The sequence below is a fragment of the Microbacterium sp. As-52 genome (assembly GCF_049949185.1).
Lineage (GTDB): Bacteria > Actinomycetota > Actinomycetes > Actinomycetales > Microbacteriaceae > Microbacterium > Microbacterium maritypicum_A.
The window spans coordinates 3,551,330-3,564,913 of record NZ_CP188171.1 but is presented as its reverse complement, the minus strand read 5'-3'; the positions used below and the strand labels follow the sequence as shown (position 1 = coordinate 3,564,913).

Sequence of the window (13,584 nt, the reverse complement as noted above, 5' to 3'; positions counted from 1 at the left end):
TGTTCAAAGGAGCGGAACAGAGGGGTTCGGGCGCGCGGGCACTCCCGCGAATCTCGCCTGCGCTGGCCACCAGTAGAAAGCCACCCGACATCCGCCGAGGAACCCACCACAGGGGACCAGCTTCTCCGCCGATCGCTCCATGAGTCGATATGAAATTATGCGGTTGACACACGTCAACCGCATCCACCCTACCAGCGCTGACCTCAAATCCTGCGTCTCGTCGCGCATCGCGGATCCGACATCTCGCGTCCACAGCCCGTTCACCGTGCGGACTCCGCGAAGCGACGGGCGTCCGCTGTGGTGGAGTCCATGCGCTTGTCAGTGATCGGCTGCGGCTACCTCGGTGCCGTGCACGCCGCCGCCATGGCCTCCATCGGACACGACGTGATCGGCATCGACGTCGACGCGCAGAAGATCGCGGCCCTCGCTTCCGGCACCGCACCGTTCTTCGAGCCACGGCTGCCGGAGCTGCTGGCGGATGGCCTGCGCTCGGGGCGGCTCCGCTTCAGCGACCGGATGGCGGACGCCGCGGGTGCGGACGTGCACTTCCTCGCCGTCGGCACTCCGCAGATGCCGGGTGGGCATGCCGCGGATCTGCGTCACGTCGATGCGGCAGTCGACGGGCTGCTCCCCCATCTGCGCGTCGGCGACGTCGTCGCGGGCAAATCCACCGTGCCGGTCGGTACAGCCGTCGCGGTCGCCGGGCGCATCGCCGTCACGGGAGCGACGCTCGTGTGGAACCCCGAGTTCCTGCGCGAAGGCTGGGCCGTGCACGACACTCTGACCCCGGACCGCCTCGTGGTCGGCGCCGAGGCCGATGCGGCGGGTCAGCGCGCGGTCGGAGTCCTGCGAGAGGTGTACGCGCCGGCCCTCGACGCGGGGACGCCCTTCCTCGTCACGGATCTCGCGACGGCCGAGCTGGTCAAGGGCGCGGCGAACGCGTTCCTGGCCACCAAGATCTCGTTCATCAACGCGATGGCCGAGATCGCCGAGGCGTCCGGTGCCGATGTCGGCCTGCTCGCCGACGCGCTCGGGCATGACACCCGCATCGGCCGACGCTACCTCGGCGCGGGCATCGGCTTCGGCGGAGGGTGCCTTCCCAAGGACATCCGCGCGTTCGCCGCACGGGCCGAAGAGCTGGGACGCGGCGAAGCGGTCGGGTTCCTGCGCGAGGTCGACAGCATCAACCTCCGTCGCCGTGATCGGGCGGTGCAGCTCGTGGTCGACGCGCTGGGCGGGCTCGTGTTCGGCCGGCGGATCGCCGTGCTGGGCGCCGCCTTCAAACCGTTCAGCGACGACATCCGCGATTCACCGGCCCTGGACGTTGCCGTGCGACTGCGCGGGCTGGGCGCGGATGTCGTCGTGACCGACCCGGCTGCCGTCGACAACGCCGCGGCTGCGCACCCTCAGCTCGGCTACGCGCGTGACCGCGACGAGGCGCTGCGGGAGGCCGACGCCGTCGTCGTCGTCACCGAATGGGACGAGTACCGGCGCGACCTCTCGCCCGAGCACGCCGGCGCACTCGTGCGGGGACGGATCATCATCGACGGACGGAACTGTCTCGACTCCCTCTCCTGGCGTGCTGCCGGTTGGCAGTACCACGGGATGGGGCGGCGTTGAGGCACCCACGGCAGGGGCGGCACCGAACACTCCACCGGAGCACGAGGTCAGCGGACGAACGCCGTCCTCGCTGCGGACGAGCGACCGAGGTAGACGTAGTCGTCGTGCTTCGCGAGCCGCCCGTCGCCCGCCGCCCGCCCGTGCAGCCGACGCCAGACCCAGGGCAACGCGTGACGGCGCCACCATACCCCCGCGCCGATGGGCTCATGCTCGTGCATCGCGGCATCGAGCACTCCCAGTGTGTCCGCATCGGGCACTCCGAGTATCTCGCCGGCGCGATAGGCGAGGAAACGGTGCCCTCGACTGCTGAGGTGCACCAGGTCTTCGCCCCAGTTCGGGCGCTCGCCCAATGAGGGATGCAGGTCCGTGTCGATCAGGATCGCTCCGGTGCGAGCCGCGATACCGGTCAATGCGGTCGCGAAGGCGGAGAACCTCCTCGTGTAGAGCGATGCCGCGCGGCGCCCGGGAAGGAACGGCGTCACCAGAAGCACGTCGGCACCGATCCCCCGCAACTGTCGCACCGCCCCCTCGAGCTCCGCGGCGAGCGCTGTGACGTCGACACGGCGCTTCACGAGGTCGTTCGCCCCGATCAGGATCGACGCGAGGTCGGGGCGCAGTTCGAGTGCTCGCGTCAGTTGCTGGCCGGTGAGGTCGCGCACGCGCTTGGACCGGACCGCCAGGTTCGCGTAGTGCAGGCTTCCTCTGGCGGCGAGCAGCAGGGCGAGGCGGTCGGCCCACCCGCGGAGGGCACCGTCGGGTGCCGGGTCGCACAGTCCTTCCGTCAGGGAGTCGCCGAGAGCGACGTAGCGGTGCCATCGACGGGCGGTGACCGGCGCGGACGGTTCCGGTCGCACGACGCGGCGGGAGCGCGCCCCGGAATCGGCCCTCTGCAGCATCCGAGCCTCGTCGAAGTGGCCGAGGAGCTGATCGCACACGCTCTCCCAGCTGCGCTCCTGCACGGCTACGCGCCCCGCATCGCCGAACGCGCGTCGCTTGCGCGCATCTCCGGCGAGATCGGCCACGCGCATCCGCAGATCGTCGAGGTCGCCCGGCCGGTAGAGCCAACCATCGATTCCCATGCGTACGAGGTCGAGCGGGCCGCCACGCCCCGTGGCTACGACGGGTACGCCACTCGCGTGCGCTTCCTGCAGGGTCTGCCCGAAGGTCTCACTCTCGCCCGGGTGCACGAAGAGGTCGAACGACGCCATCGCCGCGGCCAACTCACCGCCGTCGAGGTGGCCGAGGAACAGGGCGTCGGGGACCAGGCCCTGCAGCCGTGCCCTGCTGGGTCCGTCTCCGACGATCACCAGTCGCGTGCCCGGGATGTCGCGGAGCGCGGCGAGGTCTTCGACCTGCTTCTCAGGAGCGAGGCGTCCCACATAGCCGATCACGACGTCGGCGCCCCACTCGGAGCGGAGCGCATACTGGCGCCGCGCGGGCTGGAAGCGTTCGGCATCGACACCTCTCCCCCACCGCCGGACGCGATCGATGCCGAGCGCGGCGAGCTGCCCGGCCGAGTCAGCCGAAGGCGCCAGGGTCAGGGTCGCGCGCCTGTGCAAGCGGGCGATGTGAGTCTGGGCGATGCCGGTGGTCGCCGCGATCCGGTAGCGCTGGGTGTATGCGGCGACATCGGTCTGGTAAGCGGCGACGGCAGGCAGGTCGAGGCGTTCGGCTGCGAGCACCCCCCGCCATCCCAGAGCGAACGGGGAGGCGAGGTGCACGACATCGGGCTGGAAGCGCGCGAGTGAGGACGTGACCCGGCGAGCGCTCGACGTGCCCACCCGCACATGACGGTACCCCGGCAGCGCGAGGCTCGGAATCGCCTCGATGCGTGCCCCGCTCACCTCGGCGGGGACGCCGACCGCAGCGGGGGCGACGACATGTGCCTCATGCCCTCGCCGCTCGAGGTGCCGCAGGATCTGCAGCACCGAACCGGTGACGCCGTTCATGTGCGGAAGGAAGGATTCTGTGACGATCGCTACTCTCACAGCACCAGGATGACGGGACTCGGGAGCTCCATGCGCCGGAGACGCTCCCCTGCACCAGATGTTCACCGGATGCTGGAGAACGGGTCACCGGCTATCCGGTCTTTGGTTCCCGTTCACCCGTCGCGGGCACAGTGGGCGACGTGCCGACGGATCTGCTGACCGCATCGCTCGCCAGCCCGTGGAGCCTGGCGGTGATGAGTCTGCTCGTCGTCGGCGATGCCTTCTTCGTCGTCGTGCCGGGTGAGGTCGCGGTGACGGCGCTCGGCGCCGTCGCCGTGACCACGGGTTCCCCGCCGCTCTGGGCCGTGGTCGTCTGCGCCGCCGTCGCCGCGGCCGTCGGAGACGCCTGCTGCTACCTCATCGGGCGTTCGGTGGGAACCGAGCGCTGGCGGTGGATGAGGATGCCCCGTGTGCAGCAGGCTCTGGTGTGGGCCCGACGCCGCTTGGACGGCGGGATGGCGACGGTGCTGTTCACCGCCCGGTTCGTGCCGTTCGCGCGCCTGGCGATCAACCTGGTCGCCGGAGCATCGCGCATCCATCCTCCCCGCTATCTCGCTCTCGTCGCCCTGGCCGCGACCGGGTGGGCGCTCTACCAGGCAGCGGTCGGTGCAGCCGTTGCGGCGATCCTTCCCGGCGGCCCCCTTGTCGCGGTGCCGGTGTCGATCGTGCTCGCGATCGGACTCGGAGCGGTGATCGACCTGTGCGTGCGCCGCACCAGAGGATGACCGGCCGGACCGGTTGCTCTAGGCTCGGGGCATGAGCACCGAAGAAGGCGCCTCCTCGTCCGAGGAGATGAAGCGCAAGTTCAAGGAAGCGCTCGAGAAGAAGAACGCGCACCACCGGCAGGGCGAGGCACACCTCGACGGCGACTCCGCCGTGCACAGTGCGAACGCCCCGCAGACCCGGCGCGAGTTCCGACGCAAGAGCGGTTGACCGCGCGGATGCGGGAGCCGGCTCGGCCGGCCTCCCGCATCCCTCACCCTCTCGTCGTGCGCGATCTCGCGTCAGGAGCGATCGGCGCGAAGCCTGGCCCGCTCCTCCTTCGCCGCCATCTCGGTGACCGCCGCCTCACGCAGCTCCTGCATGTCCGCCGCCTGCGGAGCGTCCGCGTGTCCGTGGGCGTCGACGCCGTCGAGCAGGGACTCGTCGAACGGCAGCTCGCCGCTGAGCACGCGCCGCACACGGTCGCGGTCGATCTGCTTCGTCCAGGTGCCGATCAGGAGCGTCGCCACCGCGTTGCCGGTGAAGTTCGTGAGCGCGCGGCCCTCGGACATGAACCGGTCGATGCCGACGATCACGCCGACACCGTCCACCAGATCGGGACGGTAGGCCTGGAGACCACCGGCGAGGGTAGCGAGACCGGCACCGGTGACACCCGCTGCCCCCTTGCTGGCGATGATCATGAACACCAGCAGGCCGATCTGCTCGCCGATCGTCATCGGCTGCCCCATACCGGTGGCGATAAACAGCGAGGCCATGGTCAGGTAGATGGCCGTGCCGTCGAGGTTGAACGAGTATCCGGTCGGTACGGTGATGCCGACGACAGGCTTGGAGACGCCGACGAACTCCATCTTCGCGATCAGTCGAGGCAGCGCTGACTCCGACGACGAGGTGCCGACGATGAGCAGGTACTCCCTGGCGAGGTACTTCATGAGGGAGAAGATGTTCACCCGCGTGACTGTCCACAGCAGCGCTCCGAGGATCACGACGATGAACAGGATGCAGGTGATGTAGAACGCGACCATCAGCGTTCCGAGGCTCCAGATGGCGGCGACACCGGTCTTGCCCACCACCGCGGCGATGGCGCCGAACGCTCCGAGAGGCGCAAGCCACAGGATCATGCCGAGGATGCGGAAGACCAGTTTCTGCAGCTGCTTGACAGCCTCCATGATCGGTGCACCGCGATCGCCGAGCCCCTGCAGGGCGAAGCCGACGAGCAGCGCGATGAACAGCACCTGCAGCACGCTCTCCCCCGTGAAGGCCGAGAAGAACGTCGTCGGGATGATGCCGAGGATGAACTCCTGCGTGGTCTTGGCCTCGGTCTCGACCGCATCGTAGGTCGAGGAGGCCATGTCGAGACCGGCACCGGGGTGGATGATGTTGCCGACGACGAGGCCGATCGCGAGTGCGAAGGTCGACATGATCATGAAGTACAGCAGCGCCAGTCCGCCGATCTTGCCGACGGTGGCCGCCTTGGCGATCGATCCCACCCCGACGACGATCGTGCAGAAGATGATCGGCGCGATCATCATCTTGATCAGAGCGACGAACCCCTTGCCCAGCGGCTCGAACGCCTGGCCGACCTCCGGCCACACGAGACCGACGACGGCGCCGAGGACGACCGCCAGCAGCACGGACACATACAGCCAGGTGTGCCGGTCCCACGATTGCTTCCCTCGCCGCCAATTGAATTTCGGCAGTGAGAATCCTGTTGTGAGCGCCATCGCATCCTCCTCGATCATCGACGTCTTCGTCTGGTGGGCGGCTGCGTCGCCGCCGATCACATCTCACGGTCTCCGACTTCGCGCACGGAGGCGACTTGTGGTCGTATTGGTCACGGCACCGGAGCATCGACGATCGGAGGAAGCGATGGCGCACACCTCCCGCGCACGCAGCGCCGCATCCCGAGTCTTCGCGGTGCTGCTCGTCGCGGCCGTCGTGATCGGCGCTGTGGTGGCCGTCTACCTGGTGGTCGAGGCGCAGCGGTCGATCCGCGCCGAGGCCGAACGGGTGACGGCGGCCACCGCCGCCGCGTTCGCCTCCTCTCCCCTGGTGATCGACGGTCTGCGCGGGGATGATCCGGGCTCAGCGACCCCGGTGCTCGAGCCCTATTCGCTCGCGGTGATCGCCAGTGCAGGACTCGACTTCATCACGGTCATGACGCCGGACGGCACGCGGATCACGCACCCCGACACCGACCAGATCGGCGGACACTACCTGGGAACGATCCCGTCGTCGCCCATCCCACTCACCGAGGAGTTCACCGGCACCCTCGGCCCTTCGGTGCGCACCATCGCGCCGGTGACGACGACGGACGGCGCGCTGATCGGCTGGGTGTCGGCCGGCGTGACGACAGAGTCGATCACCGACACCCTGATCCGCCGCCTGCCTCTCACCCTCGGCATCACGATCGGCCTCGTCGCCCTCGGTGCCGGCGGTGCCGTGATCGCCCGACGCGTGACCCGCCGCATCGCGGGCGATCTGCCACCCGGTCAGGTGCGCGACGCGGTCTCTTCCTACGAATCGATCCGCACTCTGAGCGAAGCCCTGCGCGCGCAGACCCACGAGCACGGGAATCGGATGCACGCCGCCGTCGCTCTACTCGAACTCGGGCGCCGGGACCAGGCGATCGAGATCCTCACCGAGACTTCTCGACAGAGCCAGTCGCTCGTCGACCAGGTGACCGCACGACGACACGGGGATCCCGCCGTGGGTGCTCTCCTTCTCGGCAAAGCCTCCCAGGCCAAGGAACGCGGCATCGATTGGCGGGTGCGCATCGAACCCGACACACCTCGCACACCGCTGTCCCCGGTGGACGCCGTCTCGGTGCTCGGCAATCTCGTGGACAACGCCATGGATGCGGCCGCTGAGTCCGACGACCGCTGGGTTCAGGTCTCGCTCCGCCCGCACGGTGCCGGGATCATGCTCGAGGTCTCGGACAGCGGCCCCGGCATCCCGCCTTCCCTGCGGGAGCGTATCTTCGACCAGGGCTACTCCACGAAGCCCGCCGACGCGCAGGGTCGCGGCGTCGGGCTCGCGCTCGTCCATTCCGTGGTCACCGGCGCCGGCGGTTCTGTGACCGTGAGTGACGATCCGACGACGTTCCGGGTCGTCCTCCCCGCAGCAGGGCCACGGAGGTCTCCGGCATGATCCGCACACTCATCGTCGATGACGATGCTCTGACCCTCGAACTGCATCGCGACTACATGGCCCGCCTCGACGGGTTCGTCGTCGCCGGCGAGTGCACGGGGGCTCGAGCCGCCATGAGCGCCGTGCTCGAGCGCCCCGATGCGTTCGACCTGGTTCTGCTCGACATCACGATGCCGGACGGCTCCGGCATCGACGTGCTCCGCACGCTTCGCGGGCGATCCGCGGCCGTGGATGTGATCGCCATCACCGGCGTCCGCGACGCCGACGCCGTTCGACAGATGGCCGCACTCGGTGTCTTCCAGTATCTGATCAAGCCGTTCCCCTTCGCGGTGTTCCGCGAGCGGATGGAGCAGTACCGTACGCACCGCGAACAGGCGCGGAGCACCGAGGGCGAAGCGACGCAGGCGGAAATCGACGCCCTGCTCGGGCGTTCCACCGCGACGATCCCCCTCCCCAAGGGGCTCTCGGCGGCCTCGCTCGACAGGGTCACCGCCGAGTTGCGCACCGACGGGCCGCTCTCGGCGAGCGAGGCGGCAGAGCGTCTCGGTATGTCGCGGGTCGCCGTGCGTCGCTACCTGGAACACCTGGTCGCCGAAGGCGTACTCACGCGTTCTGCGCGATACGGGACCCGCGGACGGCCGGAGACCGAGTACGACTGGAAGAGGCGACCCGGCCCGGGGACCTGACCGTCAGCGCGGCAGCCGTCCGTCGTGCAGCACCGCGTGCGGATCGAAGCGCGCACGCAGATCACGAAGCCGGGCGATCTCGTCGTCGGACCCGCAGCGCTCGAGGGTCTGTTCCGGTTCGAGGAAGGTCGCCACGGTCTGCGATGCCTCGTTCGGTCCCAGCAGCTCTCGGAAGGCCTCGAGACTCATCTCTCCCGGTTCTGCGGGCACTCCCGGGATCACCGGCACGAGAGCATGCAACAGCCAGCCCACGGATTCGAGCGAGGCGAAGCCCTCACGCCGCGGTGCATCGAGAGCACCGCCGAGCATACGGATGTCGATGCCCATGATCGGCCACTGCTCCGGCAGCTCCCGGAATTCGAGGAGGGCGTCGATTGTCGCATCGTCGAGCACGCTGAGCGCCATCGACGCCCCACGCCCCGGCGTGGGATCCGTCGGCTCGTTCGAGGCGGCCGCGAGTGCCGCCGGCGACGTCGGCCCGGTGATCTCCCTGCGCACCGTCCCAGCCCGCCGTATGGTGTCGATCAGCTCCTCCTGCGGCCCGTCGGCCGACAGCGCCTGGACCGTGAGGAAGCTCCTTCCCCTGATCTCCTCCGGAAGCTGCGGGGCGTCCGGCATGCGCATCGAGTTGAGGAAGACGTTGAGCGTCGACGGAGCCGAGGCTGCGAGGTCGCGGACGGCACGGACCACCGCTGGGGCATCAGCGACGTCGAAGGTGAGGTTCGCCCCCCAGACGGCGGGTGCCCGCACCAGATCGATCTCGGTCGCGGTCACGATCCCGACGAGGCCGCCGGCGCCCCGCAGCGCCCACATGAGGTCGGCATCGGTGTCGTCGTCGACGCGCTCGTGCGTGCCGTCGGTGCGCAGCACCCACGCCGCGCGCAGGTTGTCGGACCCGAGACCCGCCGTCCGGCTGAACCACGAGTGTCCGCCGCCCAGCGTGTACCCCGCGACGCTCACCACCGGACTGGTTCCGGCAGGAGCGACCCACCCCGAGCCTTCGAGCGCCTCGACGACAGCTCCCCAGCGCACGCCGGTACCGACTCTGACGATGCCGCTTTCGAGGTCGACCTCCAGATCGTCGAAAGCACCCATGCGCACGAGCACGGTGCCGGCCAGGGATCCGGAGGCGCCATGACCACTCGGCTGGATCGCGAGCGGCGTGCCGGACTCGCGTGCCGCACTCAGCAGTGCACGGAGGTCGTCGACGTCGGCAGGTATCGCCACCGCATCCGGCCGCTGCTCGATCGCGAGATTCCACGGCTGTCGCGCTGCATCGTAAGCGTCGTCTTCGGGGAGGAGGAGGGTGCCGGTGAGTCGTTCCTGGAGCGCGACGAGCGCGGGGTGTGTGGACATGACGCCACCGTACGATATCCCTCGGACATCGTCGATGGCGTCATGCGCCGCTCACTCGCCCGCGAGACCGCCGAGCATGTGGCCGAAGGAACGCCCCTCTCCCAGGTACGTCGCCGGATCGTACGGGTCGGCGACGGCGGTCGCCTCGCGTCGGGCGATCGCCTCCGCCAACTCCCTGGCCCCCTTCTCGACGCGCTTGGCGAGCGGCGCGACGTCGTCTCCCGCCCCACCCCAGTCGCTCGACGCCGCGAACACCCCGGTCGAGACGGGCTCCGCATGCAGATAGGCGAAGAGCGGGCGGATCGCGTAGTCGATCGCCAGCGAATGCCGCGCGGTGCCGGCGTTCGCACCGATCAGCACGGGCGTGCCGGTGAGCGCATCCGGGTCGAGCACGTCGATGAAGGACTTGAACAACCCCGAGTAGCTCGTCGAGAAGATCGGCGTCACCGCGATCAGCGCGTCGGCGGAGACCACGGTGTTGATCGCCGTCTCCAGGGCCGGCGGCGCGAACCCAGTGAGCAGGTTGTTCGTGATGTCGTGCGCATAGTCCCGCAGCTCGATCACGTCGACGCTCGCTTCGATGTCGTGCTCGGCGAGGGCTTTCACGGTCTCGGCCGCGAGTCGGTCCGCGAGCATCCTCGTGGACGACGGGTTCGACAGGCCGGCGGAGACCACGGCGATACGACGCACGGTCATGTCACGCCTCCGTGCGGCCGAGCCCGAAGGCTGCGCCTGCGGGGGCCGGGCTGTCCTGGTAGGGCGAATCGCCTGTCAGGTTGTCACCGCGGTTGGCGCCGGGGCGCGCCTGACGGGTCGGACCGTCGCCGAATTCGGCCCTGACGCGTGCCGTGTGGGTCGGCGCGTCGGGCACGGCGGCGGGGCGGTCTTTCGCGAGCTCCTTGCGGAGCACCGGCACGACCTCGGAACCGAGGATGTCGAGCTGCTCCAGCACCGTCTTGAGCGGCAGACCCGCGTGGTCGATCAGGAAGAGTTGCCGCTGGTAGTCACCGTAGTGCTCGCGCATCGCGGCGTACCGGTCGATCACCTGCTGCGGGGAACCCACCGTCAGCGGAGTCATCTCGGTGAAGTCCTCCATGCTCGGACCGTGACCGTAGACGGGCGCGTTGTCGAAGTACGGACGGAACTGGTCCACCGCGTCCTGCGACTTCGCGGCCATGAACACCTGTCCGCCGAGACCCACGATCGCCTGTTCCCGTGTGCCGTGGCCGTAGTGCTCGAAGCGCTGGCGGTACAGCTCGATGAGGCGCTGGTAGTGCTCCTTGGGCCAGAAGATGTTGTTCGCGAAGAAGCCGTCACCGTAGTACGCGGCCTGTTCGGCGATCTCCGGGGTGCGGATGGATCCGTGCCATACGAACGGCGCGATCCCGTCGAGGGGGCGCGGAGTCGACGTGAAGCCCTGCAGCGGCGTGCGGAACTTGCCCTCCCAGTCGACGACGTCCTCACGCCACAGCTTGTGCAGCAGGGCGTAGTTCTCGATCGCGAGCGGGAGTCCCTGGCGGATGTCCTGACCGAACCAGGGATACACAGGACCGGTGTTGCCACGACCGAGCATGAGGTCCATGCGGCCGTCAGAGACATGCTGCAGCATCGCGTACTCCTCGGCGATGCGCACGGGATCGTTCGTGGTGATGAGCGTCGTCGACGTGGAGACGATCAGGCGCTCGGTCTGCGCAGCAAGCGCCGCGAGGAAGGTCGTGGGGCTGGAGGACCAGAACGGCGGGTTGTGGTGTTCGCCGATCGCGAAGACGTCGAGTCCGACCTCTTCGGCGTGCACGGCGATCGCCGTGGTCGCCTTGATGCGCTCCTGCTCGCTGGGGGTGATCCCGGTGGTGGGATCGCGGGTGATGTCGCTGACCGACATGATGCCGAACTGCATCGCCTGCGCGCCTGACTGCTCGCTCATGATTGCTCCGTGTCTCCGAATCGGATGACTCGCATCCGTTTCTATTCATTTGAATGTATCTGTGTCAACGCGCTCACAGCAACTTTATTCCCGGCCTGTAGCCTCGAACGATGAGCACTGCCGGCGCCGACATCTCAGGGCCCACCACAGGATCGGTTCCCCGCAGGCGGAGACGTGTGCCGTTCTGGGACAACGCGCGCTACGTCTGCATCGTGCTCGTCGTGCTCGGTCACGCGATCCAGCGCCTGACGTACGACTCCGACATCGCCTTCGCGTTCTACCTCGCGCTGTACGCGTTCCACATGCCGGCGTTCGCCATCATCTCCGGCTACTTCTCGAAGTCCGGCTCACCCTCCAAGACGCAGATGGCCAGGGTGATCACGGACATCCTGCTCCCCTACGTCATCTTCGAGACGCTGTGGACACTCACCAAATGGCTGGTCGAGGGCCAGGTCGATCCGAACATCACGAAACCGAGCTGGACGCTGTGGTTCCTCCTCGCGCTCGGGATCTTCCGGCTCGTGCTCCCGTACCTCGCACTGCTTCGGTGGCCGCTGCTGTGGACCGTGGTCATCTCGGTCGGCGTGGGATACCTGCCGAACGTCGACAGCACGTTCTCGCTGTCCCGCACCCTGGGGCTCCTTCCCTTCTTCACACTGGGCTGGTGGCTGCGCGAGCACGACATCGTCGACAGGTTCCGCCTCCTCGACTTCCGCCCCTGGTGGATCCGGGGCGGCGCCGTCGCGATCTTCGCTCTGGCCGGCTTTGCGGCCTGGAACTGGCTTCCGCTGTGGCAGGCGTCCGACCTGCGGCACTGGCTCTTCTACGAGGACTCCTATGCCGACCTGGGCGGCGAGCAGTGGTGGGCCGGCGGGGTGCGGATACTCCTGATGTTGCTCGCCGTCGTGCTCAGCGCCGCCTTCTTCGCCCTCATCCCACGGGGCGCCCACTGGTGGACGGCATTCGGCCAGTACACGATGTACGTGTTCCTCCTGCATTCGTTCGTGCTGTACCCCTTCCGCGAGAGCGGGATCCTGCAGAGCCTCGAGCCGACCTGGATCTGGCTCCCCCTCGTCACCGTGGCGTCAGTGCTGATCGCCCTCGCGCTGGCGACGAAGCCGGTCAGGTGGGTCTTCCGCCCGCTGGTGGAACCCCGCCCAGGGTGGCTCTTCGCCGACCCGGCGCTGGCCTCCAAGGAGGGGCGCCGGAACGACCCGACGGGCTCGCGGCGCCCGCGCCAGACCGGACGATAACCTCGAAGGTGTGAGCCGCGCACAGACCGTTCGAGACCGCATCGTCGAACGCATCGAGGAGACGGGGTTCGGCGCTCACGGGCTGCACGTCCGCGTCGCCACTGAGACCGCCGACCACCGCTGGACCGACGACGTGCGGGAGGACGTGCACTCCGTCGCGAAAGGCGTCTGCGTTCTGGCTGCGGGACTGGCCGCCGACGAGGGTGCGGTGTCGCTCGACATGCCCGTCGGCACGTACCTCCCCGGCTTCGAGCTGGGAGCTGGCGTCGAGGACGTCACGCTGCGGCACCTGCTCTCGATGACCAGCGGGATCGATCTGCCCTGGTCGGAGACTCTGATGACGGACTGGCCGGACCTCGCCCGCGAGTTCCTGCGACGCCCGTCGGGCGGACGGTCGTTCCAGTACTCGAACGCGAGCACGTACACCGCGATGACGGCGCTGGCCGCGCTAGTCGGAGACATCGGCGACTATCTCGTCCCCCGTCTCTTCGACCCGCTCGGCATCATCGACGTGGAGTGGGAGCGCAGCCCTCAGGGTCGCATCGTCGCCGGAGGCGGGCTCTCTCTGCGCACCGAAGAGCTCTCCCGTCTCGGACTCCTGATCAGAGATCGCGGGGTGTGGGAGGGCCGACAGCTGATCGCCCCAGGATGGATCGACGCGATGCACACGGAATGGCGGGTCGCCGGCGAGAGCACGGACTACGATCGCTACGCCCTTGCAGGATGGGGCGGGCCGGGGCCGGCGTGGAGACTTCACGGCGCCTACGGCCAGCTGCTCATCTTCCTCGACGACGCGGTGGTCACGATCACGGCAGACGATCACTTCGGCGCCGATGCCATCGCCGCGTTCGCGGTGGAGGCGCTCACGAGCACACACGAGCCGTGAC

Annotated in this window: 12 protein-coding genes; 7 read left to right on the top strand and 5 right to left on the bottom strand. The window is 68.7% G+C overall.

Translation table 11 applies throughout. The features are described 5' to 3' along the window. Positions 1–309: 309 nt before the first annotated feature. Positions 310–1,620, top strand: a complete 1,311-nt coding sequence (locus ACLFA2_RS17180) for a UDP-glucose/GDP-mannose dehydrogenase family protein (protein WP_322953718.1) — start codon at positions 310–312, stop codon at positions 1,618–1,620. A 47-nt stretch (positions 1,621–1,667) separates the two neighbouring features. Here the strand turns inward: ACLFA2_RS17180 and ACLFA2_RS17175 are convergent, their stop codons facing one another. Then, positions 1,668–3,569, bottom strand: coding sequence for a GDSL-type esterase/lipase family protein (locus ACLFA2_RS17175; protein ID WP_426621701.1), 1,902 nt, complete (start codon positions 3,567–3,569; stop codon positions 1,668–1,670). 179 nt (positions 3,570–3,748) lie between these two features. On the opposite strand from ACLFA2_RS17175, the gene ACLFA2_RS17170 reads away from it, so the two are divergent. Both ACLFA2_RS17170 and ACLFA2_RS17165 read left to right on the top strand, forming a co-directional pair. Next, the gene (locus ACLFA2_RS17170; RefSeq protein ID WP_031206757.1) at positions 3,749–4,333 is read left to right on the top strand and encodes a DedA family protein; all 585 of its coding nucleotides are present in this window, start codon (positions 3,749–3,751) and stop codon (positions 4,331–4,333) included. A 31-nt stretch (positions 4,334–4,364) separates the two neighbouring features. After that, entirely contained in the window at positions 4,365–4,541 is a 177-nt protein-coding gene (locus ACLFA2_RS17165; RefSeq protein WP_017830923.1) for a DUF5302 domain-containing protein, read from the top strand. 71 nt (positions 4,542–4,612) lie between these two features. Here the strand turns inward: ACLFA2_RS17165 and ACLFA2_RS17160 are convergent, their stop codons facing one another. After that, a complete protein-coding gene (locus tag ACLFA2_RS17160) occupies positions 4,613–6,052 on the bottom strand; it encodes a cation:dicarboxylate symporter family transporter (RefSeq protein WP_031206756.1) in 1,440 nt (479 codons plus the stop codon). Between the two features lie 145 nt (positions 6,053–6,197). On the opposite strand from ACLFA2_RS17160, the gene ACLFA2_RS17155 reads away from it, so the two are divergent. Continuing rightward, positions 6,198–7,478 carry an ATP-binding protein gene (locus ACLFA2_RS17155; protein WP_426621700.1) on the top strand — a complete coding sequence of 427 codons (1,281 nt, stop codon included), beginning with the start codon at positions 6,198–6,200 and terminating at the stop codon, positions 7,476–7,478. Then, on the top strand, positions 7,475–8,164 hold the full coding sequence (locus tag ACLFA2_RS17150; RefSeq protein ID WP_426621699.1) for a response regulator: 690 nt from the start codon (positions 7,475–7,477) through the stop codon (positions 8,162–8,164). Before ACLFA2_RS17155 ends, ACLFA2_RS17150 begins: the two co-directional genes overlap by 4 nt. Before the next feature lie 3 nt (positions 8,165–8,167). On the opposite strand, the gene ACLFA2_RS17145 is transcribed toward ACLFA2_RS17150, so the two are convergent. The 3 genes from ACLFA2_RS17145 to ACLFA2_RS17135 are packed head-to-tail and all read right to left on the bottom strand — an operon-like array spanning position 8,168 to position 11,444. Beyond that, on the bottom strand, positions 8,168–9,520 hold the full coding sequence (locus tag ACLFA2_RS17145; protein WP_426621698.1) for an FAD-binding oxidoreductase: 1,353 nt from the start codon (positions 9,518–9,520) through the stop codon (positions 8,168–8,170). Positions 9,521–9,571: 51 nt separating this feature from the next. After that, a complete protein-coding gene (locus ACLFA2_RS17140) occupies positions 9,572–10,216 on the bottom strand; it encodes an FMN reductase (protein ID WP_029259001.1) in 645 nt (214 codons plus the stop codon). A gap of 1 nt (position 10,217) precedes the next feature. Next, a complete protein-coding gene (locus tag ACLFA2_RS17135) occupies positions 10,218–11,444 on the bottom strand; it encodes an LLM class flavin-dependent oxidoreductase (RefSeq protein WP_426621697.1) in 1,227 nt (408 codons plus the stop codon). A gap of 110 nt (positions 11,445–11,554) precedes the next feature. Between ACLFA2_RS17135 and ACLFA2_RS17130 the strand changes: the two genes are divergently transcribed. Continuing rightward, positions 11,555–12,697 (top strand): acyltransferase family protein, encoded by a 1,143-nt coding sequence (locus ACLFA2_RS17130; protein ID WP_031206754.1) that lies wholly within the window; start codon positions 11,555–11,557, stop codon positions 12,695–12,697. Positions 12,698–12,707: 10 nt separating this feature from the next. Further along, complete coding sequence (locus ACLFA2_RS17125) at positions 12,708–13,583, top strand: serine hydrolase domain-containing protein (RefSeq protein WP_021198608.1); 876 nt, start codon at positions 12,708–12,710, stop codon at positions 13,581–13,583. The last annotated feature ends 1 nt before the right edge of the window (position 13,584 follow it).